The sequence below is a fragment of the Chryseobacterium viscerum genome (assembly GCF_025949665.1).
In the GTDB taxonomy this organism is placed as follows: Bacteria; Bacteroidota; Bacteroidia; order Flavobacteriales; family Weeksellaceae; genus Chryseobacterium; species Chryseobacterium viscerum_A.
In genome coordinates this window covers 201,548-227,932 of record NZ_JAPDFT010000002.1, presented here as the reverse complement: position 1 = coordinate 227,932, position 26,385 = coordinate 201,548, and the positions used below count along the sequence as shown (strand labels likewise).

The window sequence follows — 26,385 nt, the reverse complement described above, 5'->3', positions numbered from 1 at the left end:
TATTTACTCTGGCAGTTCTCCATATTCCATACTTTTCATCTCTAAATTTAAATATTTATTTCCTTCATTTTTATAATGCTGAGGTACCTCAAGGCCCATGTATTTCATAATCAGAGGATAGATGTAAGTCGTTTGGGTCTGCTTGGTTTCATGTCCTGTGATCCTATATGCTGCAGGAACCTGATCACCATACCATACAAAAAACGGAACCTGGGTAGATTCTTTAGAGTCTATATGCAGTAATTTGTCACCCTGTATTTTTAGTCCATGATCTGAAGCGTAGATGACTACAGAATTGGTGTTTTTCAAAGTGCGGAAAATATTATTAAAAACATAATCTGTATATTTTATGGAGCTGTCATAGCAGTTTAGATTCTCAGAATTCCAGTTGGGAGGAAGTCTGTTGCATGGATTGGGGTGGCTTCCCATGATGTGGAGAACCACAAATTTATTTTCTTTTTTCTGAATGACCTTTTCCAGTTCAGGAACAATCACTTCATCATAGCCGTTTACCCATTTTTTATTTTTAGACATAGAAGCGATGGCTGTTATTCCTCTTGCGCTCGCCTGTGTGCTGAGCCAGAAAGAATTATATCCGGTTTGGTTGGCCAGATTGATGATGTTGTAGGATAGTTTGTCATAGCGGTATCTGAATTCATCCGGATGAATGCTGGACAGCATTAAAGGAACACTTAGGTTGGTAATTCCTGCAGGAGAAACAGCATTGTCGAAAATCATCATATTTTCGGCCTGCTCATCTGTAAAAGGAGTAGTTTTCTTGTTGTAGCCATATAATGACATATTTTGCTTTCTTTCAGACTCACCAATGATAAGAATTACGTTTTCTATTCCGGGCTGTATTTTTTTGATATTGAAAACCGGAACATTCTTTTTGATTGCGTTAATGTCTCTTTGTATATTCAAAGCGGTATTGAAATCGGATAAATGATAGTAAACATTCTTAATCATCTTACCACCTCCTTTATTGCTTACATAGGTATGTTTAAGGTGATACCCGAATGGTAAAATAAGCCACAGTAATGCAATGATGATAAATTTAGCATCAATCTTGACTATATTTTTCTTTAGGTAATTCACAGAGTACAGTACCATTCCCAGAAAAAGGAAAAACAAAATACCCGGAAGAATAAACATATAAGACATACTCATTGCCTCATCAGGATTAGACTCAAGAATACTGATAGCCATTCCTACATTAAATCCGGAATGGTAGATAAGAAAACAGGATACTGATATCAGAAAGTTAATGCTTAATAGTAAACAGAGAATAATAGCAATTACAGACGTATACTTATTCTTAAAAAGAAGTGCATTGAATACAAGAAACGAACAAAACATAATTCCATACTCAAAAATATTTCGGATACTATCCAATTTTTCGGCCCCAAACAGATTATCAAAGATATAAGGGAATGAAACCAAAAAACCTGTTAGGTATATTATAATGAGAAGAATTGGAATTATTTTTTTGAGCATGGTTGTATATATGTTTTCAGGGCTGTTAAGATCATTTTTTAATAATCTTTCTTAAGGGTCTTCCGGATGAGAGTCTGCTGAATATCAGAGTCATGTGTTGCATGAGAAGAATTAATGTTAGATAATAATTCTTACGGTTTACAGATATTGTATCAACTCAAAAAAGAAACTTTTGAAAGATAAATTGCTACAGTTACATATGGAGAGTTATTTCTTTCCGTTTAAATTTTCAATGAGTGTAGAAAATGTAACTATAGAGCTGATATTGCAGATAAAGAATGGGAATAATGAGGGTGTGTTTCTTTCATCAAAAAAATATTTTTTTAAATTAGTAATAAGCCAGGGTTGTGTTTTTAATATTAAGCGATTTTTTTCAGAACAAGTAACATTGAAGAATTGATTCCATCTGGATTTTAAAGCCGGACAATCATATCGTTATTTCATAACTAAACAATGCCTTTTTTACAAATGTACACGAAATTACCGATAAATGCAAGTAGAATTTTTACTATAAGTGGCTGGAATTACTGCACTTTACGGTTGATATAATCCATTGTGGCATTAGGGGTAGGGATGATTTTTGCAGGGTTTCCTATAACAACAGAATTGGGAGGAACATCAAAGTTGACATAAGAATTAGGAACTATCAACACATTATTCCCAATAGTAATAGCCCCTACAATAACGGCATTGGTGCCTATCCATACTTCATCACCTATAATTGGGAAACCTTCATTTTTTCCGCGGTTCTGTTGGCCTATGGTGACTCCCTGTGCGATATTACAGTTTTTTCCAATGACTGTTTTCGGGTTGATGACAAGACTTCCCCAGTGGCCCAGATAAAAACCTTCGCCGATCTGAGTTTCAGGATAAATCTGAAATCCGTATTTGATCTGATAATGTCTTAATACAATTCTCCAGAAAATATTCAAAAGAGGATTCTCCTGATATTTCTGAGCCTTTCTCAAAATGTACACAAAATGGAGATTGGGATTAATACATTTTTTCCAGATCTGAAATGTTGAAAGCCACTTTCCGCTTTCCCGGTAAAAGTCTTTTTGAATGATAGAATAATCAGCCATTGTCAATGTTTTTATACTTCATCAATTATTTTCTGAAGGTGTTCCACGGATTTTTCCAGCACAAACGGCAGTTCTGTTGCTGAGATCTGTTTTTTATATTCTTCAGTTATATTTTTATCGGTAAGAAACTTTTTCATTCCCTCATATATTCCCTCTTCGGAATTTGGGGTGATATTGCCCAGTTTTCCATCCTGCAGAAGATCTCTGATACCGGAAATATCTGTTGCAGAAATAGGTTTATTGAGAATAAGCGCTTCGGCAATGATTGTAGGAAACCCCTCATGTCGGGAAGACATGATATAGAAATCCGCTTTTTTCATATAGGGATATGGGTTACTGCTGAAGCCCAGCATTTTTGCAGTATTCTGAAGCCCCAGTGTATTGAGCTGATCCTGAGTTTTGTCAAAATCATAACCGTCACCAATAATCAAAAGCTGATGCTTCAATCCTTCATCGATCAGTTTTTTATGAACATTCAGCAATCTGTCATACCCTTTCTGAGGATATACCGTTCCCACCGTTACAAAAGTAGGAAGGTCACTGTTGAAAGGATAATCATTGACTTCAATATCGGCCTTTCTTAAAGTATCGTTCTTGTCTATTGGATTAAAAATCTTGATTACAGAAGCCTTTTCAGCCTCATTTTTAGCTAAATTATGCATTCCCTCCTGAAGTTTGTTAGAGATCACAAGAATTCTGTCAAACTTAAAAAACTGTCTGATGACTTCCGGAGTGTATTCTTTTAAATTGAAAATATCATTCTGTACCCAGATAATCTTTTTGGAATCTTTTTGAGGGCTGGACAGTATTTCCTGATGCATTGCATGAATAGCTGCAATCTCTACATCATATTTTTTATTTTTTAAAACAAATTTATAAAGAAGAGAAGGGAACCAGAGAAACATTTTCTGATAAAGAACCCTGTAAGCTTTCACAGGAATATCCTGCGGCCTGTTGGTCGTTATCATTTCTCCTTTTGTTAAATAGTATAAAGTTACCCATGACGGAACCTCTTTAATGTATAATCCTGAATATAGATTGACCAGAAGGTCTACTTCATATTTATCAGAAGGAAGATTTTTCAAAAAGTTGATTAATACTTTTTCTGCACCACCATGACGTAATGAACCTATACGAATGAGGAGTTTTTTCTTTTTCAATTTGTTTATTTTATGATTTTACAAGATTAAATTTATTTAATTTTTCTTGCTTTTTTATACTTGTGGGGAAGATTTTCTTTGATATAGGCATCCAGCTTTTTTCTGTCTTTCTCCAGTTCACGGGGATATTCCGGATTGTTTTTAAGGACAATATCACCATAATCTTCAATAGTGCACAAGAATTGAGCCGGGTTTCCAATAAAGACTGTATTGTCAGGCATAGATTGTGACAATACAGAGTTGGCTCCCAGAATGCAGTTGTTTCCAATCTGTACATCCTGCATGATTACAGCATTGAGGCCAATTGTACAATTGTTTCCAATCTTTATTCTTCCAAGAATTCTGGCATCTTCATACCCGGGAAGTTTTCTCAGCAGGGTAGTGGTTCCGCCGTGATTTACAAACCTTACGTCTCCGGCAATATTCACATTGTCACCAATTTCGATAAGGTAAGGTTCTGTTCCAAAATACACTTTATCAGGCATATTGAAGTTTTTTCCTACCTTCATACCCCTATATTTAGCCACTTCAAGACTGCCTCTATTCAAAAAAGAATGATAGAGAGCATCTATTTTTAATAGGATTCTGAATATAAAAATCATCACAAGTGTAAATTTGTTTTCGTTACTTTTGCAAAGAAAGAGAATTTATTAATATGATAAAAATTTCAAAAATAGAATATTATCTGCCTCAGCAGGTGTTAACTAACGAAGATCTTGAAAAACTCTTCCCCGAATGGAGTTCCGAACGCATCAAAGAGAAAGTAGGTATTTCTCAACGTCATATTTCTTCAGACAACGAAACGGTGCTGGATATGGCTGTACAATCTTCAGAAAAAATTTTCAAAACCTATGACCGGGATAAAGTAGATTTTATTTTGTTCTGTACCCAAAGTCCGGAATATTTTTTGCCTACAACGGCCTGTATTTTGCAGGACAGACTTGGGCTTAGAAAAAATATCGGAGCTATAGATTTCAATCTTGGCTGTTCAGGATTTGTGTATGGACTGGCTTTTGCGAAAGGATTGATTGCTGCAGGAATTGCAAAGAGTATTCTTCTGGTTACTTCAGAAACGTACACCAAACATATTCATGCTGATGATAAAGGAAACCGAAGTATATTCGGAGATGCTTCAGCTTCAGCAATTGTTGAAAAAGCAGAAAACAATGATTACCAGTTCTGTCTGGGGACAGACGGAAGCGGTGCAGAAAACCTAATCGTGAAGAAAGGTGCTTTTAAAAAAGACTTTGAACTGAACCCCGAACATGAATTCAGCCCTGAAAATATTTATATGAATGGTCCTGAGATTTTTAATTTTACGATTGAAAATATCCCAGGATTGGTAAAAGAAACCCTTGAAGTAAACGGAATGAGGATGGATGATATTGACCATTTTGTTTTTCACCAGGCCAATTCTTTTATGCTGAATTATTTAAGAAAGAAAACAAAAATACCGGCAGAAAAGTTCTATATTGATATGGAAAATACCGGAAACACCGTTTCTGCAACCATTCCTATAGCCCTTAAAAATATGATGGAAAAAGGAATGCTGAAGGAAGGAGATAAAGTTTTAATGGCAGGCTTTGGAGTAGGATATTCATGGGGAGCTACCATTATGGAAATTTAAGATAATAAACATTTAAAATTATAGAATATGAAAACATCCGTTTTTTTAGAAAAATTACAGGAAGAATTAGAGGAAGATGAAACATTGACCACTGAAACGAATTTAAAATCTTTGGAAAGCTACGACTCTATCAGCTTGCTTTCTGTTATTGCGTTTGTAGATGAAAATTTCAGCAAGAAAATTGATACCAAACACTTTAAAGATATCGAAACCGTTTCAGATCTGATGAATGTTATAGGAAAAGAAAATTTTGAAGATTAATGGATGCTTTCTCATTAAAAAATAAAATTATTCTCATTACAGGCGCTTCTTCCGGGATCGGGAGAAGCTGCTCTGTAGAATGCAGCAAAAGCGGTGCAGATCTGATTCTTGTGGGAAGAAACCAGGAAGAACTGATGAAAACCGTTTCTCTGCTGAATCCTGAAACAAAAGTTGAGATTATTGCCGAAGATATTACCCAATCTGACAACCTTGAAGGAATGATTGCAGATAAAGTTTCAGCATTAGGCAAGATTTCAGGATTTATACACTGTGCCGGTATCGAAAAAACATTACCGTTAAAAAAACATAATCCTCAGCTGTACCAGGATATATTTGCAGTGAATGTGATTGCCGGACTTGAAATTGCCAAAATCCTGTCTTTGAAAAAATATAAAGACGAGACATCCAGTTTTGTATTTATTTCTTCCGTTGCGGGAATGGTGGGAGAGGCTGGAAAAGCGGCTTATTCTGCCAGCAAAGGAGCAGTCATTTCAGGTGCCCGTTCATTGGCAATGGAACTTTCCAGAAGTAATATCCGTGTCAATAGCGTAAGCCCTGCGATGGTGAATACCCCGATTCTGGAAAAAATGTTTGAAGATATTGGTGAAGAAGCTTCCTCAGAAATCATAAAAAAGCATCCGCTGGGAATAGGTGATCCTAAAGATGTAGCGAATGCTTGTATTTTTCTATTGTCTGATGCTTCAAGATGGGTCACAGGAACCAATCTTGTCATTGACGGAGGATACTCCGCACAGTAACTTATTTTTTGTACAGCGTTTCTATAATATTTTCTACACTGTCAAATATTTCCTTATTGTCGAACTGACTTTCAATATTTTTAAGATTTTCTCTGATATGGAGAACAAGGCTGGGATCGGTAAAGAATGTCTTCATTGCTGAATACATTTCATCAATCTCATAACTGATGAGGTATCCCGTTTCCCGGTCTTTGATCATCAGACCTACGTCACCTACATTGGTGGCAATAATAGGTTTCTGAAGAATTAATGCTTCAGCAATTACCAATGGCCATGCTTCAGATTCTGAGGGAAGGATGAAATAATCGGCCTTTTTGATGTATGGATAAGGGTTCATCTGATTTCCAGCTAAAATAAACGTATTTTCAACATTATTTTTTGCGACCTGAGCCTTAAGGTTCTTCATTTCGTCACCATCACCAATGACAATGATGCTGTGCTGAAATCCTTCGTTGATAAGCCTTGTATGTGCTTCAATAAGCTTATGGTATCCTTTTCTTGAATGAAGTCTTCCTATAGACGCAAAAACAGGTCCTTCAGGAAAATTGTCGAGCTTTTCTTCTGCCTTTCGCTTGATTTCTTCAATAGGAATAGGATTGATAATAACGCTCTCAGCGGGATAATTGAGATCCGGATAATACTGATGCATCATATCCTTTATTTTGTGAGAACAATACACCATATGATCAAACTGAGGAAAACTCTTTAAAATATCCGGAACCAAAGGCTGAAATTTAGGGACATTGATTTCAGAGTGAAACCATCCGATTTTTTTTGAATTCTTATGGGTAGAGCTAAGAATAGCATCATAATCCCTATAATCCATCCCGATTTCTATATCAAAAGTATCATTGATAAGCCGGTCTGCAATGGCTGGGTTGTTTTTCAGTTTACGAAGCTTTATCCTTCTCTTGACAAGCTGAAGTTTTTGAAGCAGAGCATTGTCGGAAAAGTCTTCTTTTCCATCAGTAAGATATATTTTTCTGATATGTTTCGGAAGTTCATCACGCAGCTTGCCCTGATTTAGGGTAAGACATACCGTCATTTCAAATTTGTCAGTATCCAGGTTGTTGAGAAGTCCCAACAGTACTTTTTCTACCCCTCCCATTTCCATGGAGCGGTGTCTGAACAAAATTTTTATTTTTTTTTCTAACATTATCCGAAGATTGATTGTAAAGTAATTTTTATTTTTTTCTTGATACGGAAAGGAAGCTTATGCTGATATTGTAACAGGCCAAATATTTCATCCGCACCTGTATAGTGATCAGGGATCTTTTGGCCGTTGATAATGGTAAGTCCTCTGCGTTTCATGGTATTGAAAATCACCTGCGCAAAATACTCATGGGATTTCTTTTTATTGTCATTCTGGGAAATTCCACCTTGATGGGTTCTATAAAGGTAGTTTGTATCATTAATGAACTGAACTTTTCCTTTTTCATACATTTTAAGGTAGAGATCCTGATCTTCACCGATTTTCAAATCCGGATTCATTTTTTCTGTCTGCTCATAGACTGCCTTTCTGAAGGTTACAAAATGAGCAATCTGAATCGGGAAATTAAAAAAATAAGGATCACCATTCGGTACCTGCATGGCAGATCTGAACGGAGAAATAGGTTTCAGGTTCTGGTCACACGTCATAAACCTTGAATAGGTAAGGACCGTGTTTTTTTTAGCCTGAAAGATCTCCATACACTTTTGAATAGCTGTTGGGTTTATAGCATCATCAGGATCCAAAAATCCACAGATTTCCCCTTCTGCCAGTTCAATAAGTTTACTTTTCGTTACTCCTACACCGGAATTTTTTTCATTTTCAAAAAACCTGAACCTTTTATCATTTGAAATCATTTCCCGGATCATTGTCTTTTCGCTTTCAGCGGAGGCATCATCCAGAATAACCGCTTCCCAGTTTGTATACGTCTGCTGAAGGATACTTTCAAAACAGTCTTTGAAAAAATGCGCATTGTTATAATGGGCAATAAGGATAGAAAACTTCATTAATGGTCCTTAAATATTAATTCCTGATGATTGATGACAGTTGTATTGGAAGGAACATCTTTGTAAATGGTGCATCCTGCTCCGATAATACAGTTATCTCCGATAGTAACACCTTTTAAAACGGTAACATTACTTCCGAGCCAGCAATTGCTTCCGATTCTGATGGGAGCTGTGGTAAACTCGGCGTGAGACAGTTTAAAATCCGGATGAGTCTGATAGGCATGATTGTGGTCATACAGCTTTACATTTTCTCCGAATAATGTATTATCACCTATTGAAATACTGTCCAGACAGTTGATGGAACAGAAGTTATTCATGAAAAAGTTGTTTCCGATTTCTAAAGTGGCATTCTGCTGCACAAGAACGTGTACATAATTTCTGAAACTGACCGCGTGGCCAATCGTCACTTTCTTTACATTTTCATGCAGAATAAAATGATCACTGATCCCAAGTTTTATCCCCTTGAAAGAAACATGAGGGTGTTTTTTGAGAAGCGAAATCTGGCTTTTCCGTTGAAGTTTTGCTAAAATTTCATAAAGCATACCTGAATTTATTTTCACATTTGTAGCCTACAAATATAATTTGTTTTACATAATTATAATAATAAATCTTATTTTTGTGCCTTAAAATTAATACTTTATATTAAATAAATACAGCTCTCAGCGTAGAGTCTGCCGTGTTTTGATAAAGTAAAGCATTTTGCTATTCTGTGAAGATAAGTCAGATTACATTTACCAGGTTTGTTGCCGCTATGGCAATCGTGATTTCCCATTTCAATAAAGATCTGTTTTTATATAAGATAGATTATATTTCCAATCTTTTTCTGAGAGCGAATGTAGGGGTAAGCTATTTCTTTATTCTCTCAGGGTTTATCATGATCATTGCTTACCATAAGAAGGATAAGATTGATTATCTGGAGTTTTATAAAAACAGGTTTGCCAGAATTTATCCGCTTTATATGCTTGGGCTTCTGCTGTATTTCATGACGAGATACGAAATGTTTGACTGGTATAAGCTGGTTTTATACGGATTGGGCATTCAGAGCTGGATACCGGGAGAAGCCATGATTCTGAACTTTCCGGGATGGTCTATCTCTGTAGAGTTTTTCTTTTACCTGCTTTTTCCGTTTTTATATAATTATTTTTACGCAAAGAAAAATAAAATGATCTGGGTATTTGCCATTGGACTCTGGTTGATTACTCAGGTGTTTTCTAATCTGTATCCTGTATATGGAGCGTATGAAGGGCCACACACGAAAAGCCATGAGTTTCTTTATTATTTCCCTTTCTGGCATCTTAATGAATTTCTGATCGGAAATCTGGCAGGAATATTTTTTGTAAGAAATTACAAGCAAAAAAACTATGACCGTCAGGTGATCGCAGTCTTTTTACTGATCCTTGTATCTCTGATGTTTGTTCCGCTTTTTTACCACAACGGATTGATGGCTTTACTTTTTGTCCCTGCAATTCTTTTGATTTCGGCTAATAACGGAAAAGTAAGTAAGCTCTTTTCATTGAAACCGCTGGAATATCTTGGAGAAATAAGTTATGGGATATACATCACTCATATCCCTGTTCTTTACCTGGTACGAGAGTTTTTAAAATGGCAGGAATACACGTTCAGTATTGATATTGTATTTGTGATTTACATTATTGTTATGCTGCTCAGCTCAGCAGTTTTTTATCAATTTATTGAAAAGCCAATGCGTGATCTTTTAAGGAAGATACATTTTACCAAACAATAAAATTAAAGTATTACTTCAAAACTAAATACTTAGTTTAATTCTGCAATCAGAACAAATCGTTTCTGAAATTAATATTATACAGTCCCGAACGTATACTTTTATAGTCTGTAAACAAATACTTTGTAATCATTCCCCATTTTTTGAGCAGAGGAGCATTGGCGATCTGGAAACTTCTGTATACTCTTTTGATATGAAGCTTAACATCATCGGGGATGGTATTTTCAGTCTCTGCCCAATGATTGACTTCTTTCCACAAAACAACTCTTGTTGAAGCCGGCTTAACTTCTCTGGAATCTATTTTAGTAATTCTGTTGTTCTCGTGAACTCCTCTTACGGCTACTGCCTTATCAAGAATTCCCGGATATAAATTCAGATAGTAGGAGAGTCTGAATAGAAATTCAGTGTCCTGATGAAGCTTTAAATGTGTTTTAAAGAAATATTCCATGTTTTTCAAAGAACTTTTACGGATAGTCAAAGCATCAATGCTGAAAAGTCCGAAAGTTCCTATCATGTTAAGCTGTCCCGGAAATACATCTTTGGGAGGGTGTTTCTTGTAAACTGTAGTCAGGCGGTCTCCGAAGACCTTATAATATTGTTCTTTTGCTTTCTCCGAATAATAATGAACCCCGATGGCACCATAAACTCCTTCTACATCTTTATTGACAAACAGTTCTTTTTCTGCATCAAAACGGTTGGGAAGGTAGTAATCATCTGCATCCAGGAAAGCAATAAAATCTCCTTCCGCTTTTTCCAGCCCTAAATTTCTGCTGGCACCTGCTCCGTGATTGCCTTTATCAGGATGCTGGAAAAGCTTTACTCTATCATATTTTTCAGCAAGTTCCTTACAGACTTGCAATGCATTGTCCGGAGACTTGTCCTCTATCAATACCACTTCATACACTTCTTCAAACTGAAGAGCTGAATCTACGGCCTGCGAAACATATTTTTCGGCATTGTAAACGGGAATAATTACTGAAATTTTCATTTGTATCGGATTATGCTTTTAATTTAATTTTTAAATAATTGGTTACTCTTTTCTCAACAAAATAATACAGAAGTGATGCCACTATAATGACCATAGCAATCTTAAACAGGAAAAAGGGAAAGCTGAGATAGCCTTCAACTTTAAATCTTTTTAAAGCAATTTCTACAAAAGGATGTGACAGGTAAAGCGAATAGGAAATATCTCCCAGAAAAATTAAGGCTTTGTTTCCTTTAAACTGAAATACATAATCAAAGGTTAAGAAAGAAAACACAAACAGAGAGATGATAGCCAGCTTTATCAGATCATTATCTATAGGGATAATGCTAAGCAGTACCAATGTAAATAATACAATTCCTGTTACAGAAAGCAATCCCGCCCAGATCTTTGGAATTGTAAATCTGTTCAGTAAAAGTGAAAAAAGAATTCCCACAACAAAATAGAGGTTAAGAGAATGACTTACCATCCTTAGATACGGATTTTCAAAATGGATAAAATATCCCAGGATTGATGTTAGGATGAAAAAACCTGCAATGAAGTAATACCTTTTTTCTTTAAAAAATAATGAGAGACCGAATATGAGATAAAAGAACATCTCAAAATTTAAGGACCAGCCTAAGAAAAGGACCGGAAATTCTTTTTTGGTGGGAAGGAATAATAATGAATGGATAAGCTCATAAAGCCCTGCACCATGAAAATAGAGTAAAAAACTCCCTCCGGGTATCATCGCAGCGAAAGTCAGAAGATAATACAGCGGAACAATTCTGATCACCCTTCTTTTGTAAAACAAAGTGATCTGCTGAAAAGAATCTTTACTGAAATTTATTTTTTGAGTGGTGAAAGCCATGATAAACCCACTGATAATAAAAAATACGGGAACTCCGATACTCCCTTTTTTAAAGAGAATATCGCCAAGATTCAGCCCAGGCAGATTTATTGTTTCACGGAAATGAAAGCAACATACCAATAAGGCTGAAATCCCTCTTAATATCTGGAGGTTGTTAAGCTTCATGACTGGAGGAATCTTATTTCTTAAATATCTTTTTCAAAATAAGACCCATTACAAACGGTACTCTGGCAATATTATGCTGAAGTGTCTTGAACCCGTCTATTGTAAATTTGGTGTCTTCTGTCATTCCGTATTCAGAAAAATCTACTTCAGGAACGGCTTTATGTTTAAAGGTAACGTTCATTAAGTTGTACTGATGGATCACCTGGATGTACATCTCCTTACTGTCTTCCACAGAAAAATTCGGGTAATGACGATAGCTGTTGTGCGCTCTTTCCTTCAGCATTGTTTTGAAGTTGTCTACACTTTCCGCTAAGCTTACAAACGGGTTTACTACAGCGTTATACACATTCACTACCGCTTTACGGTCCGGAAGCATGGTAAGCTGGTATCCTCTTCTTAAATCTATGACCAGGTCATGAACCGGTTTGAAATGCTCCTGAACGGTTTTTATATAGTCCTGATGAAGCATATCATCATTATCCAGCTCACTGGTGATCACAAATTTTGTGTCAGGGGTAAAATATTGAGGGATTATTTCCACAGCTTTCGTTTTCATAACATCAAAATCTTCCACAAATACCGCTTTGAAAGTTGGGTATTCTGTTTCAATTTCTTTGATGATTTTTCTAAACTTATCAGATGTATTGGTATCGAAAAAAGTAAGCCAGACGTAGTTTTGGTTGGTCTGATTTTTATAAGAAGGAAGCACGTAAGTTCTGAATAGCTTGAACCGGTCATCCAGCCATTCTTCAGTAAGCGGTTTATATCCTGAACGTGTTTCGTTCCAGCCTTTTGTAGGAACATTGAATCTTGTCATGATTACGTGTACAAATTGACTCATCTAAATAAATTTATTTTTAAGTTATATAATTTACAGGGTTTCTGCTGTATATCTGTCTGGCAGTACCCAACTCATTTGTGTAGTTTTTATGGAAATATAGTTGTCTGAAGTACATTAAACTTTAAGTTTAGCCGTCTACTTTTTTTCTAAAAAGCTTGTAATAAAACCTTTTGAAAGAAAGATATTTTGCAACTACGGCCAGGGGAATCATTTTCTGAAATTCGCGTCTTTGCTGGATAAGCTGGGTGGTACGAACGTCTATGATATGGTAGGCCAGTTTGTCATGTACCTCTTCCCCGTAAAGTTTTTTTAAGGTTGGTAAAATTTTAAGACGCTGCTTCATGATTTTGATCGGATCAGCAGACATATTATCGTTGACGTCTTTCCGGTAATGGGCAAGAGCTTCATTAATCAAAAGGGCATCAGGATGATCTTTGGTGATATAAATCCACATTACCCAGTCTTCACAGCTGGTAAGGGTAGTGTCAAAAAGAAAACCTTCCAGAAGTTTTTTATGGATTAAAGCGCAGTGTATCGGGATGGAAAATTTAAGATCCCAATCGTATACAATTCCTTCAAAGGTTACGAAATTTTGCTCAACATTTTTATAGCCCGGAAGATGGGTTTGATTTCTGTAGATGGTATACTGGCTTACAATCAACGGATATTCTTTGTCTCCGGAAAGGCTTTTTGAAAACTTTTCACGGTGTATCAGATCATCGGAATCCAAAAACTGTATATAATCTCCGGTAACGATTTCCAGTGCTGCATTTCTTGCAGAAGACAGACCACCATTTTCTTTATAAAGATATTTAAAACGGCTGTCTTTTTTTACCCATTTATCAGCTACTTCATCTGTATTATCGGGTGATCCGTCATTGACAATGATACATTCCCAGTTTTCATAGGTCTGATCCAGTATAGACTGCAGACATTCATCTAAAAACTGAGCCTGTTTGTAGCAGGGGACAATTACGGATATTTTGGGATTCATTTTCATTTTTTATTCAATAGGTTTAATGTGTTTTTTATTCTTCAGTGGATCATAAAGGCATTACTTTTTCTCGACCTTAAATCTCTGAAGTTTTCTGGCCGAAGGTACAAAATTATTTTTTCCGGTACAGAAGGGTATCTTTCGGGAGCTGTCATGTTTTGTCCTTTATAGATATGATGAATAGAGCTTCTTCAGGTATTCATCAGGAGACAGACCCGCAAAAAAATCTTCTGTAAGACTGTTGAATTCTATATTATAAAAAGAACCTTCGTTCACTGTTTCATAATCTGCATTTTTGGCAAGATGATTCTCCAGCTGAGATAAGATTTCCGATAATGAATACTGATAAGGATAAGCCAGATTTACAATCTCGTTGTTGAGGTTTTGCATATACTTTCCAACAAATGATGCAATATCATCTGTACCAATCAGGATTCTTCTTGCATTGCTGTGAATTGTGAGCTTATTTTCAGATAATATTGAGTTTTTAAGAAAGTTGATCAGTGTATTGGGGTTTCCTCCACGGCCTACAGCATTTCCTACTCTGAAAATAATAAAGCTTGAACAATGCTCAACAATTATTTTTTCGATCGTCATTTTATGAAGGACATATGGGCTGTCGGTTTTGGTGGGATCATAAATACTGCATGTTGAAAAATAGATCAGCTTTTTATCGGGATGCTGGCTGATAACTGATTTCAGCAGGGATATTTCTCTTTCAAATTCCGCAGGATTCTTTTCCAGCGAATTGGAAACTCCTGATGCAAAAAAAATAACATCCTCCTTATCATAAAGTCTTACGGCGTTTGCCAGAATTCCACTACCAATTATCATATGCTTCTTTTCTCATTAAGATGTTAGTTTTTAAATCTTTTACGTGCTTCAACAGATTTAAAGTTTTTTAAAGATTTTAAAAAGTCCAAGTGTATTTCCCAGTTTTGCCCATCTTGAATTTTTTACATGATTCAATTGGTTGAGTGCCTGCTCATATTTCTTTTTCGGGACATAGCTCTGAAGAAAAAGGTCCTCCACACTGATGTTTCTTCTTTCTGCCATTTTGATCAGGGCAACCCAGTGCCAGAACAATGCTTTTTCTGAATTTTTCGTAGTAGAGATCCCACTGTCATGGATTCTGTATAAATATAAATCTTCATCAATATATTTTACAGGAGCAACCTCGCACATTTTCATGTACCAGTCTTTATCTTCAGCAATTTTTAAGAAAGGATCAATACCGGCGGTTTTCTCATAAATTTTCTTTTTAAAAGTGACAAAATGTGAAATCTCAGCATTGAAATTATAATAAGCCTGATCCAGCGCTGTGATTTGTTTTGCTTTGTGTACAGACAGAGGAGTAAGATTCTCATCACAACGTACAAAATTGGAGTAAACCAACCCTGCTTCCGGATATTCAGTATGTGTTTTTAAAACAATTTCCAAAGCATGAGGAGCCAAAGCATCATCAGGATCTAAAAAACCGCATATTTCTGACTGTGCAAGTTCTATTAATCTCCTTTTTGTATATCCGATTCCTCTGTTTTGGTCATTCTGATGTATTTTAAACCGGGAATCATCACCAATGATTTTTTTTATAACTTCAAGAGAGTCATCAGTAGAGCCGTCATCCAGAATTACTGCTTCCCAATCCGTTTCAGTCTGCGCAACTAAGCTTTGACAGCATTTTTCAAAAAAATGGCCATTGTTATAATTGGCAATAAGTATACTGAATTTACTCATTTCGACTGTGTTTATTCAAGATTTTCTTTAATGCATTCAGGTATCCGAAACCATTTTTTCTATCCGGTTCCAGAATATTTCCTTCTGCCCATTCATTCCAGGATTTAACAATTAAAAACTGTTCAGGGTAGTCTTTTTTCTCTTCAAGATATTTTGCGGCTTTTTCAACCTGCTGTTCAAATATTTCCGGGGAATTATTAGCAAGTATGATGCCTCTGTAACCGCTTCTTGGAGTATTGTCCCAATTAGGCAGGATACATGGATAGGTAGGAACGTTGCTTTCTTCAAACTTTAAGTCATTCACTACCGCCTGGGCATCCTGAATTCTGACTTTGGGCTGTTCTTTTTTCTTAATTCCGATTAATCCCTTGATTCTGTTTTTATAATATTGAGAGTGGGAGATGTATTCTTTTTTGTCAATATGAGGAAGCCATGCTTTCTGAAAAGCATTGGAAATCTTACTGTCGTACCCCATAGATTTAAAATCAAAATCATCACGAAGTTTATTGGATGCCATGACATATAAGCCATCAAATCCGTTTTCTTTTGCAAGCTCTCTGAATTTTGAAATATAATGAGGATCTCCTTCATTCAAATGGTTGGGATCATAGATAATGAGAAGAGGTTTGTTATCCACTTTTATATACCTGTCATCCTTGAAGAAAGGAAGAAGATATTCAAAATGGGCAATTAAGTCCTGTTCGGTTGGGTAAACCTGCTGCGCCAGAATTTTTTCTGATAATCCGTGCCATATGCCAGACCATGTTTCATTGGCCCAGCAGAAGCAAAATGGGAAATCCGGTTTCCCTGATTTCAGAACATCATTGGCAACACGTTCCAACAACTGTTTGCCATTACCAAACCAGTAATGATAATAGATAAATCCGTGTACTCCATAGTCTTTAGCCATCTGAGCCTGCTGTTCTCTTACTTCAGGAACACGCAGATCATAATATCCCAGTTCCCCGGGATGTATAGGCTGTTCGTGTCCTTCAAACAAAGGTTGGGCTTTTCCTACATTCGTCCATTCTGTAAACCCTTTTCCCCACCATTCGTCATTTTCGGGGACAGGGTGGTATTGAGGGAGGTAGAATGCAAGGGGTTTTATTTTTTTCATAATTGATTAAGAATAATGTTACCAACTTTTATAATAAACTTTTTGAAGATAATGTAGTGTGTTGAAAGTAAACTTTCCTACATTTCTTAAAATCAATTTCTCGGTTAGTGTTTTATTATCAAGTTCTCTAAGGTATTTTTTATGACCTTCAGTCAGTCTGTTTTCTTTATAGGCCTCATGAATAAGTTTTAGGATTCTCTTTTTCATTTCAGGCTGTTCTTTGTGTTTCAGGTAGATATCAAAAAATGAGACATCTAAAAAGTTTTTCTTTTTATGAGAATTTGTAGCATGCATTCTATAGCTGCATGATTTGGTGTCATCATAGATGAAGTCATATTTCTGACTCAGTCTCAACCACATATCCCAATCTTCAAAAGTTAAGGTTTCATCCCATCCTCCAATCTCCTTTATGATAGACGATTTTGTGACACATGACATTGCAGGAAGAAAATTGTCTTCAAGTAATCTTTTGTAAAAATTTCCTGATTCAATACTTAGATATCTGTGGAAATAAGGGATAAAAGTATTTTGGAAGCGTACTGAATTATCATCTATTATGTGAGCATTGGAAAATACCAATGCTTCATTAGGAGACGAATTTTCAAGAATAGCCACATGTCTTTCTATTTTATCTGGCTCCATAAGATCATCAAGAGCTATGGTAATAATATACTTACCTTTTGATATATTCAATAGTTCATTTAATGATTTACAGATTCCTTTATTTTGAGAATGAGGAATAAACCGGATATCCAGCTGGGGATTATTTTTAATCCAGTTATTGATGACTTCTACAGAATTGTCTTTAGAACAGTCGTCACAAATCAGAATCTCAATATTACTGTATTTCTGAGATTTGAAACTTTCTAAAGATTCTGTTACAAACCGTTCCTGGTTGTAGCTAAGGCATAAAATTGAAACCAGAGGCAATTCTGTCATGATATTTTACTTTATTGATTTCAAGCTTTTTATAAGCGTTAAAAACTTAAAATCTATTTACAATTTCTATTACTTTTTTAATTTCTTCCTCTGTCATTACAGGAGAGATAGGTAAACTTAATACTTCTTCATGGATTTTTTCACTGATGGGGAAAGACTGATCATTCCATTCTTTATAAGCTTGCTGCTTATGGGGAGGGATAGGATAGTGGATCAGTGTTTGAATACCATTTTCAGTTAAATACTTTTGAAGTTCATCACGGTTTTCTGTTCTGATGACAAATAAATGCCAAACATGCTCATTTACATCTGCCGGGTTTTCCGGAAGAATTATTTTGGGGTTTGATATTTCTGCAATATACTTTTTCGCAATATTTTTTCTTACTGTATTTTCCTCATCAATATATTTTAACTTAACGTCCAGAACGGCAGCCTGAATTTCATCCAATCTTGAATTTAATCCCTGATAAATATTGACATACTTCTGATTAGATCCATAGTTGGCCAATGCTCTGATTACTTTAGCTAAATCCTCATCATTGGTTGTAATAGCTCCTGCATCCCCTATAGCTCCCAAATTTTTTCCAGGATAAAAACTAAAGCCTGCTGCATCTCCTAAGTTCCCTGTTTTTTGTCCATTCCATATTGCACCGATTGCCTGAGCATTATCTTCTATTAATTTTAACTGATGTTTTTCTGCTAAATCTTTAAGCTGATTCGAGAAAACAGTGCGCCCATAGAGATGAACAATTAGAATTCCTTTTGTTTTTGAAGTGATTTTTTCTTCAATTTTTGTGATGTCAATATTATAATTATTAATATCAGGCTCTACAAGAACAGGAATCAGGCCATTGTCTGAAATAGCAAGAATGGAGGCAATATAAGTATTGGATGGTACAAGGATTTCATCTCCACGATTCATAATTCCCATTTCAATATATCCACGCAGAATAAGGCGTAGAGCATCTAACCCATTGGCTACACCAATAGCATGTTTAGCTCCTATATATTGAGAAAGATTACTTTCAAAAGATGAAAGCTCCTGTCCCATAAGAAACCATCCGGAACGGAATACCTGAGAAAGTTTTGCTTCTATTTCTTCCTGATGCTTTAAATTGATTTTTTGTAAGTCTAAAAATTTAATCATCTCTTTAATTATCTTTATTTGTGTTGATATTCAGTGTTTTGTATATTCTTTGTGATAAAATATTTTTGTATTGTTCTGTACCAAACAGTGTTAAATGATTGGTGTCATATATATACGGATAGTTGTCCGGAGATACTTTGTTAATCTTTACATTGAGCAGATCAATATATTGATCACCCAGATAGTTTTTTAAAAAAGCATTGAATTTTTCAGTCTCTTTGATTTTCTTTTCCTCTGTGTACATATTTGCACTATACTTTTTCTTGATGTAATAGTATGTTGGAAAATCTATTACGTAGAAATCAGTCATGCCTATGTAAAGAGTAGGCACTTTGTATTTTGAAAAATACTGTTCGGTTATTTTGAGATTATTTTTTATCTCTTTTTCAGGATATCCCGAATAATTAGCATTAATAATGATAAGGTCTATATTTTTATAGTATTTTGGAAAATATTCCGTGAATATATAATTGAAATATTGTACAGGATTAGGATAAATACCTTTGGAATTTTCCATAGGATAGGTAGCATCTGCAGTGATCTGGATAAGATTAATATCTTTTTTATCTGCAAAGATATTATTAACTGTTTCTGAAAACATTCCTGCATGGCTGTCTCCTAAAAGAACGACATTTTTTTTATCAGAAACAGGAACATCTAAATTCTGTATAATTGTTTTATAATCCTTTTTATGAGTGAGATGTTTGGTGTCAATTTTATACTGATCTTCAGCTTTTTTACTATACTTATAGTTAGAGGTAGTATTGATCAGATTTTTATTTTCATCCGTATAATTCTCAGCATCTACTTTTGTAATTGAAAATGAAAAAATGAATATAATCAGACTCACTGTCAGAACTGATTTAGCCTTATTAGAATAGTTTCTTTTTTCAATTCCCTCGTAGGAAAGTATGGCAAGAATAACTGAAACAAATATGGCTAGAACACGATATTTTAAACTGGTATCTACTTCAAAAAACAGGATCAATACATACAATGGCCAGTGATACAGATACAGGGAATAAGATATATTTCCAAGGTAGGTAACTATTTTATTTTTGTATGCTGTGAATTCATAATTCAGGCTGATAAGCAATGCTGTAAAGAATACCGGAATGATGGTGTACAACGATGGCCATGAAGATGCATGAAAGAGAAAAATAAAAGATATTATCGCTGAAAGAGAAGTTAAAGCCAGGACTAGCTTAACTTTTTTCGGAATATGCTGCATTTTATCTTCCAGCAAAAATGCAAGTCCACCCAACATCATCTCCCATGCTCTGGGATAAAAAATGTAAAAAGAGAAATCAGAGTCATAATTGCTATGAATGAGCATAGCACCAAATGAAATAAAGGCTAATGCTAAAAAGACTGCAGTAAAGCTGTTCTTTTTTGTGGTATATAATTTCTTTAAGAGAAGTAATATGAGCGGATAAATTAAATAAAACTGCCATTCTACGGAAAGCGACCATGAATGTAATAGAAAGTTGTATTGGGACGATGAGTCGAAGTATCCGTTGTTTAAGTAATAATAAATATTAGAAAAAAACAGGACGCTGGAAAAAGCACTTCTGAAAAAGTTGACAATCTGCGGCTGAAGAAAAAAGAATATGACCAATGAAAAAGTAACAACTAATCCTAAAAGTGCAGGAATAATCCTGATTATTCTTCTTCTGTAAAAATCCCAGAGATTAAAGCTTCCTTTATCAAAAGAAGACAAAATAATTTTGGTCATTAAAAACCCTGAAATAACAAAAAATATGTCGACACCGATAAATCCGGACTTAAACCATTGAAATTTATAATGATAGAAAAGAACTGCGAGTACAGAAAATGCCCGCAGAAAAGAAATATCGTATCTGAAACTATTGTTTTTCAATTGTTTTTCTTAATCGTTTTCGTAACCGTTTTCTTTTTTCCATTCATCAAAGCCTTCTTGTTCCCAAGGTAAACCTCTTGAAAAATTATATGGCCACGGATAATGGGATTTTCCTGTTTCTCTTGATTTCATTTCTCGGACATCCTTAATTTTTTTTCCGGGATTCCCAAGAACTAAAGAATAATCTTCATAATTACCCCCAACCAGAGATTGTGCACCCACCAAACAATGCTTTCCAATTACCGTTCCGGGTAGTAGAACAGTACCTACTGCTATCTGAGAAAAATCTCCGATGGTGGCACCTATACATACATCAGAAGGAGGAGTGGGATCATTGGTAAGGACTACATACGGATAGATGAAAACAAAATTTCCGATGGTAGATTTTTGACCAATATGTACATTGCTGTGAAGCCAGCAGTTATTACCAAAAGTAACGTACCCCTGTATATCTGTGACCGTTCCCAGTCTGCAGTTATTTCCGAAAACAGAGTTTTCTCTTATCGTAACCCTGTGTCCGGTAGAAAAATTATTTCCGAAACGGGAACCTGCATATAAGATCGTATGACTTCTTATTAATGCATTTTCGCCAATTATAGTTTCAGGATTTACATAATCATCTTTAAAATAATAATCATTAAGAGGCTCTCCGATAACACAATCATTAGCAATAATGGAATTATCTCCAATAACAACATTGTCATAGATTACAGTATTGTCACCTATTTTTACATTTTTGCCAATTCTGGCTTTATCGCTTATAGAAACATTCTTATTGTTAAATTTCATTTGGGTAATTTTTAAAATCCTGATAATTTCTGAAATAGTCATCCTCGTCGTATAGCTCAGATGCCAGACATAATAATACGGCACTGTGGCTGAACTTTATGTCTCTCCATACTAATTTAGGAATATATAAACCGGTATTGGGGCTGTCTAATACGAAAACCTCTTTTTTCCCATCTTTATCTTCTGTATTGAACGTAATTGTTCCTGCTACGGCAACAATTAGCTGTTGAAGGTTTTTATGGGCATGTCCTCCACGGCTTACATCCTGTGGGGTGTAATAAGTCCAGTATACCCTTTTAATATCAAAAGGTACATCTTTCTGTGCTTCAGAAATAGTAATATATCCGAGTTCGGGAGAACCTATTTTGTTCAAATTTATTATATGAGGGCCTGTCATAAAGTTGTTTTTGATAAGACTATAAAACGAATGTTATAGGCAGTTATGGTGTTTGTACTTTATATTCAAATTGAGGTCTGGTCACTCCAGGGTAAACATACATGATGTCTCCTACTTTTACATTTTCTACTTCAAATCCAATAAAATTGTCAATTCCATACAGAAGTGTTTTCTGATCTTTTCCAAAGTAAAGTCTAAAATAATAATTTCCTGCATTCAGAAGCCCTGTCGGAATATCAAATTCTACAGTATATTCACCTACTTTTGCATCTCCTTTTGCCGAAACAAATTTCCCAACATGGAAAATCACCAACTCATCGTAGTTTTTCAATTCAAAGGTTGTATCAAGTGTAATATCAGGACAGTAATTATGAAAAACAAGTTTTACATGCACTCCGGAATCAATATCTAACAAGTCCCCGTTTATAGGAGATACTGAAAATTCTTTTACCCTGATATTTTCATTACCTATAGCTTCATCAAGATTTCCGTTATAAATATAAGAGCTTTCTCTTGCGCTGCTTTTTTGATATTCTATAATTGTGCTGAGGATATCACCTTGATAATCAATTTGTCCATGGTTTAAAAGAATTCCTTTTGTACATAATTCTTTAACGGCCGTCATATTATGACTTACAAAAAGAATGGTTCTGCCTTCTCCTCTTGTTACATCATTCATTTTTCCAAGGCATTTTTTCTGAAATTCAGCATCACCAACTGCCAATACTTCATCTACAATAAGAATTTCAGATTCTAAGTGAGCAGCTACGGCAAAAGCAAGACGGACATACATTCCCGAAGAATATCTTTTAACAGGAGTATCTATATATCTTTCAACACCCGAGAAATCTACAATTTCATCAAATTTTCTCTTGATCTCCTTTCTTGTCATTCCCAGGATAGCTCCATTAAGAAAGACATTTTCCCTTCCCGTCATTTCAGGGTGGAATCCTGTTCCGACTTCCAATAGAGAGGCAATTCTTCCGTTGGTATAAATCTGCCCTGTTGTAGGTTTTGTAACTTTACTTAAAACTTTTAATAATGTAGATTTTCCTGCACCGTTTCTTCCGATAATTCCTACAGCATCTCCTTTTTCGATTTCAAAATCAATATTGCGAAGAGACCATACATATTCAGAATCACCTTTTGTAGTTCTATCGTTTGTCTCTCCAATTTTAAGATAAGGATCTTCTTTTCCTCTTACTTTATGCCAGAATCTGTTAAGGTCATGAGAAAGAGTTCCTGTCCCGACTTGTCCCAGACGGTATTGTTTAGATATGTTTTCTGCTTTTAAAGCCAGCATGTTTTTTTAATTTAAATTTTAAAAAGAAAATAATTACACGGTATCCATAAAGGTTTTTTCAACCTTATTGAATATAACAATTCCAATCATTAAAAGGACAAGAATAATACCTGTACTGATCCCAAGCATAGTAGGGGAGAAATCTCCCACACCGATCCATGCATATTTAAAACATTCAAAAATACCTGTTAAAGGATTATAATATGCTAGTTTTTTAAAGAATCCCGGTAATGAAGAGACAGGATAAATTACTGGAGTTGCATACATATATAAGCTTACCCCAAAACCGAGTAGCATTGCCAAATCTTTATATTTCGTAGTAAGGGCAGAAAATATCATTCCAACTCCTAATGCAAAAAGGGCCATCAGGAATATAAGAAAAGGGGTTGCCAGAATCCAGATGTTAGGGTGAGCCTCTCCTTTATTGTAATAATAAGCCCATGCAAGGATAAATAGAACAAACTGTACTCCAAATCGCATAAGGTTAGAAATGACAATAGAAAGTGGGGTAACCAGTCTTGGAAAATACACTTTTCCGAAAATGCCGGCATTCCCTGTAAAAGTAGAGGATGTAGCCAGTAAAGAGGAAGAAAAATAATTCCAAAGAGTAACGCCAGCCAGATAAAAAAGAAGAGGTGGTGCCCCATCTGTTGGTAGCTTGGCAATTCTTCCAAAAATAACCAGGTATACGATGGTTGTTAGAATGGGATTAATAAAAAACCATATAGGTCCTAAAATAGTCTGCTTAAAACTGGATATAAAATCTCTCTTTACAAACATATAAACAAGATCTTTGTATTTCCAGACTTCTTTCAGCTTCAAGTCAAACAACGAATGATCAGCATCAATCGTTTCAGTCCACTTCTGTTGTGGTTCATTCATCTGTGTAAGTTTTTGCAAATTTATAATAATTAATTCTTACCGTATCTCTTAGTTTGTAAATTTTCATGATAAATAAAACTAAAAATCAACAACTAATATATTGATAATTGGCGGTATGAACAAAAACTATTGGCCATAAAGCCAATAGTCTATGATTTTTATAAATTGTTTTTGTTATTTGCCGATAAGTTGTTTCAGATATTCACCATAGCCGCTTTTGCCGTATTTTACCGCAGTTTCAAGCAGTTTTTCTTCATTGATGAATTTGTTCCTGAACGCGATTTCTTCAATACAGCCGATTTTAAATCCCTGCCTTTTTTCTATAACGCTTACAAATTCTGAAGCGTCATGAAGAGAGTCAAAAGTTCCGGTGTCCAACCATGCAGTACCTCTGTCAAGAACAGCAACCTCAAGTTTTTCGTTTTTTAAATAGACATTGTTGATATCGGTGATCTCCAGTTCACCTCTTGCAGAAGGCTTGATGTTTTTAGCAATTTCTACCACATCGTTATCATAAAAGTAAAGACCGGGTACCGCATAATTTGACTTAGGGTTGAGAGGTTTTTCTTCAATTGAAACAGCCTTTAAATCTTTATCAAATTCTACAACACCATATCTTTCGGGGTCAGCAACGTGATAGGCAAAAACAACACCTCCATTGGGATTGGTTTTATTTTTCAGTAAAGTTCCCATTTCGGAACCGTAGAAAATATTATCACCTAATACCAGCGCAGCAGAATCATCGCCGATAAACTGGTCTCCCAAAATAAATGCCTGTGCTAAGCCATCGGGGCTTGGCTGTACAACGTATTCTATATTACAGCCAATTTGAGAACCATCACCCAGAAGCTTAATAAAACCTTCCTGGTCGTGTGGTGTGGTGATAATCAGAATATCCTTGATTCCTGCTAAAAGTAGTGTGGAAAGTGGATAATAGATCATTGGTTTGTCGTAAACAGGCATTAGCTGCTTGCTCACTGCAATGGTAAGAGGGTAAAGTCTTGTTCCGGATCCTCCGGCTAATATTATTCCTTTCATTTGGTGGTGCGTATTACGCTTATTTCTTTTGTGTTATAAGTTGAATTTCTTTTGCTATTCAGGGGTATGATAAAGAATGAGAATTATTTCAGTTCATTCTTTATTTTCTCAATAGCCGGATCTTTAGCTGTATTGCTTGTTATAGTAATCCTGATAATTTCCTGAAGTTACATTTTCAAGCCATTCTTTGTTTTCAAGATACCAGTCAATTGTTTTTCCCAGTCCTTCTTCAAAGGTTACCGATGGTTTCCAGCCTAAATCTTTATTCAGTTTTGTGGCATCAATAGCATAACGTTTATCATGGCCTGGTCTGTCTTTGACAAAAGTGATCAGTTTTTCAGAATAGCCCTCCGGTCTTTCCAGTTTGGCATCCATTTGTTTGATCAGTTCTTTTACAAGATCAATATTTTGCCACTCATTGAATCCTCCGATGTTATAAGTCTCGCCGGTTTTTGCTTCCTTAAAGATTTGATGAATTGCTTTGGCATGATCAATTACAAATAACCAGTCTCTGGTGTATTTTCCATCACCATAAATAGGAAGCGGTCTTTCGTTGATAATATTTGAAATGCAAAGAGGAATCAGTTTTTCCGGGAAATGATTCGGTCCGTAATTATTAGAACAGTTGGATACGATGAACGGCATTCCGTATGTATTTCCGTAAGCTCTTACCAAATGATCGGAAGCTGCTTTTGAAGCAGAATATGGAGATTGCGGGTCGTATGAAGTTGTTTCTAAAAAGAATCCTGTTTCACCCAAACTTCCATATACTTCGTCGGTAGAAATATGGTAGAAAAGATTGGTTCTTTTTTCATCCGGGAATCTGCCATGAGTATGGTCAGAGTTTAATGTCCAGAACTCTTTACAAAGATTCAGAAGATTAGCTGTTCCGTTTACATTGGTGTTAATAAATGCCATAGGATCAGTAATACTTCTGTCTACATGGCTTTCTGCTGCCAGATGTACTACAGCATCCGGGTTGTATTTTTCAAAAACCCTTCTAAGTTCTTCCGGGCTTGTGATATCTGCTTTTTCGAAAACGTAATTAGGTTCATTTTCAATGTCCTTTAAGTTTTCAAGATTTCCGGCGTAGGTGAGAGCATCAAGATTGATGATCGTAGTATCCGGATTGTTTTTTACAAATTCTCTTACAACATGGGAGCCAATGAAGCCGGCACCTCCTGTAATGATAATGTTTTTCATT

General features: G+C 35.4%; 27 protein-coding genes. 4 read left to right on the top strand and 23 right to left on the bottom strand.

The features are described from left to right. Positions 1-3 precede the first annotated feature (3 nt). The 4 genes from OL225_RS15180 to OL225_RS15165 all read right to left on the bottom strand — a co-directional run bounded on the left by OL225_RS15180 (position 4) and on the right by OL225_RS15165 (position 4,248). A complete protein-coding gene (locus tag OL225_RS15180) occupies positions 4-1,395 on the bottom strand; it encodes a phosphoethanolamine transferase (protein ID WP_264518812.1) in 1,392 nt (463 codons plus the stop codon). 626 nt (positions 1,396-2,021) lie between these two features. Then, a complete protein-coding gene (locus OL225_RS15175; RefSeq protein WP_264518811.1) occupies positions 2,022-2,579 on the bottom strand; it encodes a serine O-acetyltransferase in 558 nt (185 codons plus the stop codon). An 11-nt stretch (positions 2,580-2,590) separates the two neighbouring features. Beyond that, on the bottom strand, positions 2,591-3,739 hold the full coding sequence (locus OL225_RS15170) for a glycosyltransferase (protein ID WP_264518810.1): 1,149 nt from the start codon (positions 3,737-3,739) through the stop codon (positions 2,591-2,593). A 32-nt stretch (positions 3,740-3,771) separates the two neighbouring features. After that, positions 3,772-4,248: an acyltransferase gene (locus OL225_RS15165; protein ID WP_227941083.1), complete on the bottom strand. Its 477-nt coding sequence runs from the start codon at positions 4,246-4,248 to the stop codon at positions 3,772-3,774. Between the two features lie 146 nt (positions 4,249-4,394). Between OL225_RS15165 and OL225_RS15160 the strand changes: the two genes are divergently transcribed. The 3 genes from OL225_RS15160 to OL225_RS15150 are packed head-to-tail and all read left to right on the top strand — an operon-like array spanning position 4,395 to position 6,385. Next, positions 4,395-5,366: a 3-oxoacyl-ACP synthase III family protein gene (locus OL225_RS15160; protein WP_264518809.1), complete on the top strand. Its 972-nt coding sequence runs from the start codon at positions 4,395-4,397 to the stop codon at positions 5,364-5,366. 27 nt (positions 5,367-5,393) lie between these two features. Continuing rightward, entirely contained in the window at positions 5,394-5,627 is a 234-nt protein-coding gene (locus OL225_RS15155) for a phosphopantetheine-binding protein (RefSeq protein WP_047380387.1), read from the top strand. Then, on the top strand, positions 5,627-6,385 hold the full coding sequence (locus tag OL225_RS15150) for an SDR family NAD(P)-dependent oxidoreductase (RefSeq protein ID WP_264518808.1): 759 nt from the start codon (positions 5,627-5,629) through the stop codon (positions 6,383-6,385). The genes OL225_RS15155 and OL225_RS15150 overlap by 1 nt, the downstream gene beginning before the upstream one ends. A 1-nt stretch (position 6,386) precedes the next feature. On the opposite strand, the gene OL225_RS15145 is transcribed toward OL225_RS15150, so the two are convergent. From OL225_RS15145 to OL225_RS15135, 3 genes are read right to left on the bottom strand one after another with little or no spacing between them, the layout of a single operon-like run. Next, positions 6,387-7,541: a glycosyltransferase gene (locus OL225_RS15145; RefSeq protein ID WP_264518807.1), complete on the bottom strand. Its 1,155-nt coding sequence runs from the start codon at positions 7,539-7,541 to the stop codon at positions 6,387-6,389. After that, positions 7,541-8,380 carry a glycosyltransferase family 2 protein gene (locus tag OL225_RS15140; RefSeq protein ID WP_264518806.1) on the bottom strand — a complete coding sequence of 280 codons (840 nt, stop codon included), beginning with the start codon at positions 8,378-8,380 and terminating at the stop codon, positions 7,541-7,543. The genes OL225_RS15145 and OL225_RS15140 overlap by 1 nt, the downstream gene beginning before the upstream one ends. Then, positions 8,380-8,922 carry an acyltransferase gene (locus OL225_RS15135; protein WP_264518805.1) on the bottom strand — a complete coding sequence of 181 codons (543 nt, stop codon included), beginning with the start codon at positions 8,920-8,922 and terminating at the stop codon, positions 8,380-8,382. The genes OL225_RS15140 and OL225_RS15135 overlap by 1 nt, the downstream gene beginning before the upstream one ends. 167 nt (positions 8,923-9,089) lie before the next feature. Between OL225_RS15135 and OL225_RS15130 the strand changes: the two genes are divergently transcribed. Next, positions 9,090-10,124: an acyltransferase family protein gene (locus OL225_RS15130; protein WP_264518804.1), complete on the top strand. Its 1,035-nt coding sequence runs from the start codon at positions 9,090-9,092 to the stop codon at positions 10,122-10,124. Between the two features lie 46 nt (positions 10,125-10,170). Here the strand turns inward: OL225_RS15130 and OL225_RS15125 are convergent, their stop codons facing one another. From OL225_RS15125 to rfbB, 16 genes are all read right to left on the bottom strand, one after another. Beyond that, positions 10,171-11,109, bottom strand: a complete 939-nt coding sequence (locus tag OL225_RS15125) for a glycosyltransferase family 2 protein (RefSeq protein ID WP_264518803.1) — start codon at positions 11,107-11,109, stop codon at positions 10,171-10,173. 10 nt (positions 11,110-11,119) lie between these two features. Then, the gene (locus tag OL225_RS15120; protein WP_264518802.1) at positions 11,120-12,118 is read right to left on the bottom strand and encodes an acyltransferase family protein; all 999 of its coding nucleotides are present in this window, start codon (positions 12,116-12,118) and stop codon (positions 11,120-11,122) included. 13 nt (positions 12,119-12,131) lie between these two features. Then, positions 12,132-12,959 (bottom strand): glycosyltransferase, encoded by an 828-nt coding sequence (locus OL225_RS15115; protein ID WP_081995458.1) that lies wholly within the window; start codon positions 12,957-12,959, stop codon positions 12,132-12,134. A gap of 127 nt (positions 12,960-13,086) precedes the next feature. After that, the gene (locus OL225_RS15110) at positions 13,087-13,953 is read right to left on the bottom strand and encodes a glycosyltransferase family 2 protein (protein ID WP_081995466.1); all 867 of its coding nucleotides are present in this window, start codon (positions 13,951-13,953) and stop codon (positions 13,087-13,089) included. Between the two features lie 165 nt (positions 13,954-14,118). Then, the gene (locus OL225_RS15105; protein ID WP_047376497.1) at positions 14,119-14,787 is read right to left on the bottom strand and encodes an NAD-dependent epimerase/dehydratase family protein; all 669 of its coding nucleotides are present in this window, start codon (positions 14,785-14,787) and stop codon (positions 14,119-14,121) included. 57 nt (positions 14,788-14,844) lie between these two features. Beyond that, positions 14,845-15,690 (bottom strand): glycosyltransferase family 2 protein, encoded by an 846-nt coding sequence (locus tag OL225_RS15100; RefSeq protein ID WP_264518801.1) that lies wholly within the window; start codon positions 15,688-15,690, stop codon positions 14,845-14,847. Continuing rightward, complete coding sequence (locus OL225_RS15095; RefSeq protein ID WP_264518800.1) at positions 15,683-16,807, bottom strand: glycoside hydrolase family 99-like domain-containing protein; 1,125 nt, start codon at positions 16,805-16,807, stop codon at positions 15,683-15,685. Before OL225_RS15095 ends, OL225_RS15100 begins: the two co-directional genes overlap by 8 nt. An 18-nt stretch (positions 16,808-16,825) precedes the next feature. Beyond that, positions 16,826-17,746, bottom strand: a complete 921-nt coding sequence (locus OL225_RS15090; protein ID WP_047376499.1) for a glycosyltransferase — start codon at positions 17,744-17,746, stop codon at positions 16,826-16,828. A 46-nt stretch (positions 17,747-17,792) separates the two neighbouring features. Further along, positions 17,793-18,893: a DegT/DnrJ/EryC1/StrS family aminotransferase gene (locus tag OL225_RS15085; RefSeq protein WP_264518799.1), complete on the bottom strand. Its 1,101-nt coding sequence runs from the start codon at positions 18,891-18,893 to the stop codon at positions 17,793-17,795. A 4-nt stretch (positions 18,894-18,897) separates the two neighbouring features. Further along, entirely contained in the window at positions 18,898-20,772 is a 1,875-nt protein-coding gene (locus OL225_RS15080; protein WP_264518798.1) for an acyltransferase family protein, read from the bottom strand. Between the two features lie 9 nt (positions 20,773-20,781). Further along, on the bottom strand, positions 20,782-21,561 hold the full coding sequence (locus OL225_RS15075; RefSeq protein WP_264518797.1) for an acyltransferase: 780 nt from the start codon (positions 21,559-21,561) through the stop codon (positions 20,782-20,784). After that, on the bottom strand, positions 21,551-21,934 hold the full coding sequence (locus tag OL225_RS15070) for a sugar 3,4-ketoisomerase (RefSeq protein ID WP_264518796.1): 384 nt from the start codon (positions 21,932-21,934) through the stop codon (positions 21,551-21,553). The genes OL225_RS15075 and OL225_RS15070 overlap by 11 nt, the downstream gene beginning before the upstream one ends. Before the next feature lie 67 nt (positions 21,935-22,001). Continuing rightward, positions 22,002-23,261: an ABC transporter ATP-binding protein gene (locus OL225_RS15065; RefSeq protein ID WP_047376503.1), complete on the bottom strand. Its 1,260-nt coding sequence runs from the start codon at positions 23,259-23,261 to the stop codon at positions 22,002-22,004. 33 nt (positions 23,262-23,294) lie between these two features. After that, positions 23,295-24,143, bottom strand: coding sequence for an ABC transporter permease (locus OL225_RS15060; RefSeq protein ID WP_264518795.1), 849 nt, complete (start codon positions 24,141-24,143; stop codon positions 23,295-23,297). Between the two features lie 174 nt (positions 24,144-24,317). Then, a complete protein-coding gene (rfbA, locus tag OL225_RS15055) occupies positions 24,318-25,181 on the bottom strand; it encodes a glucose-1-phosphate thymidylyltransferase RfbA (RefSeq protein WP_264518794.1) in 864 nt (287 codons plus the stop codon). 123 nt (positions 25,182-25,304) lie between these two features. Next, positions 25,305-26,384, bottom strand: coding sequence for a dTDP-glucose 4,6-dehydratase (gene rfbB / locus OL225_RS15050; RefSeq protein WP_264518793.1), 1,080 nt, complete (start codon positions 26,382-26,384; stop codon positions 25,305-25,307). Position 26,385: the final 1 nt, after the last annotated feature.

What these genes read in the sequence shown, in the direction of transcription:
- OL225_RS15100 (WP_264518801.1), bottom strand. Translation starts at nt 15,690, where the DNA reads ATGAGTAAATTCAGTATACTTATTGCCAATTATAACAATGGCCATTTT.
- OL225_RS15155 (WP_047380387.1), top strand. Translation starts at nt 5,394, where the DNA reads ATGAAAACATCCGTTTTTTTAGAAAAATTACAGGAAGAATTAGAGGAA.
- OL225_RS15165 (WP_227941083.1), bottom strand. Translation starts at nt 4,248, where the DNA reads ATGAAGGTAGGAAAAAACTTCAATATGCCTGATAAAGTGTATTTTGGA.
- OL225_RS15135 (WP_264518805.1), bottom strand. Translation starts at nt 8,922, where the DNA reads ATGCTTTATGAAATTTTAGCAAAACTTCAACGGAAAAGCCAGATTTCG.
- OL225_RS15160 (WP_264518809.1), top strand. Translation starts at nt 4,395, where the DNA reads ATGATAAAAATTTCAAAAATAGAATATTATCTGCCTCAGCAGGTGTTA.
- OL225_RS15075 (WP_264518797.1), bottom strand. Translation starts at nt 21,561, where the DNA reads ATGAAATTTAACAATAAGAATGTTTCTATAAGCGATAAAGCCAGAATT.
- OL225_RS15065 (WP_047376503.1), bottom strand. Translation starts at nt 23,261, where the DNA reads ATGCTGGCTTTAAAAGCAGAAAACATATCTAAACAATACCGTCTGGGA.
- OL225_RS15120 (WP_264518802.1), bottom strand. Translation starts at nt 12,118, where the DNA reads ATGAAGCTTAACAACCTCCAGATATTAAGAGGGATTTCAGCCTTATTG.
- OL225_RS15090 (WP_047376499.1), bottom strand. Translation starts at nt 17,746, where the DNA reads ATGACAGAATTGCCTCTGGTTTCAATTTTATGCCTTAGCTACAACCAG.
- OL225_RS15060 (WP_264518795.1), bottom strand. Translation starts at nt 24,143, where the DNA reads ATGAATGAACCACAACAGAAGTGGACTGAAACGATTGATGCTGATCAT.
- OL225_RS15110 (WP_081995466.1), bottom strand. Translation starts at nt 13,953, where the DNA reads ATGAATCCCAAAATATCCGTAATTGTCCCCTGCTACAAACAGGCTCAG.
- OL225_RS15115 (WP_081995458.1), bottom strand. Translation starts at nt 12,959, where the DNA reads ATGAGTCAATTTGTACACGTAATCATGACAAGATTCAATGTTCCTACA.
- rfbB (WP_264518793.1), bottom strand. Translation starts at nt 26,384, where the DNA reads ATGAAAAACATTATCATTACAGGAGGTGCCGGCTTCATTGGCTCCCAT.
- OL225_RS15175 (WP_264518811.1), bottom strand. Translation starts at nt 2,579, where the DNA reads ATGGCTGATTATTCTATCATTCAAAAAGACTTTTACCGGGAAAGCGGA.
- OL225_RS15095 (WP_264518800.1), bottom strand. Translation starts at nt 16,807, where the DNA reads ATGAAAAAAATAAAACCCCTTGCATTCTACCTCCCTCAATACCACCCT.
- OL225_RS15140 (WP_264518806.1), bottom strand. Translation starts at nt 8,380, where the DNA reads ATGAAGTTTTCTATCCTTATTGCCCATTATAACAATGCGCATTTTTTC.
- OL225_RS15105 (WP_047376497.1), bottom strand. Translation starts at nt 14,787, where the DNA reads ATGATAATTGGTAGTGGAATTCTGGCAAACGCCGTAAGACTTTATGAT.
- OL225_RS15145 (WP_264518807.1), bottom strand. Translation starts at nt 7,541, where the DNA reads ATGTTAGAAAAAAAAATAAAAATTTTGTTCAGACACCGCTCCATGGAA.
- OL225_RS15125 (WP_264518803.1), bottom strand. Translation starts at nt 11,109, where the DNA reads ATGAAAATTTCAGTAATTATTCCCGTTTACAATGCCGAAAAATATGTT.
- rfbA (WP_264518794.1), bottom strand. Translation starts at nt 25,181, where the DNA reads ATGAAAGGAATAATATTAGCCGGAGGATCCGGAACAAGACTTTACCCT.
- OL225_RS15085 (WP_264518799.1), bottom strand. Translation starts at nt 18,893, where the DNA reads ATGATTAAATTTTTAGACTTACAAAAAATCAATTTAAAGCATCAGGAA.
- OL225_RS15150 (WP_264518808.1), top strand. Translation starts at nt 5,627, where the DNA reads ATGGATGCTTTCTCATTAAAAAATAAAATTATTCTCATTACAGGCGCT.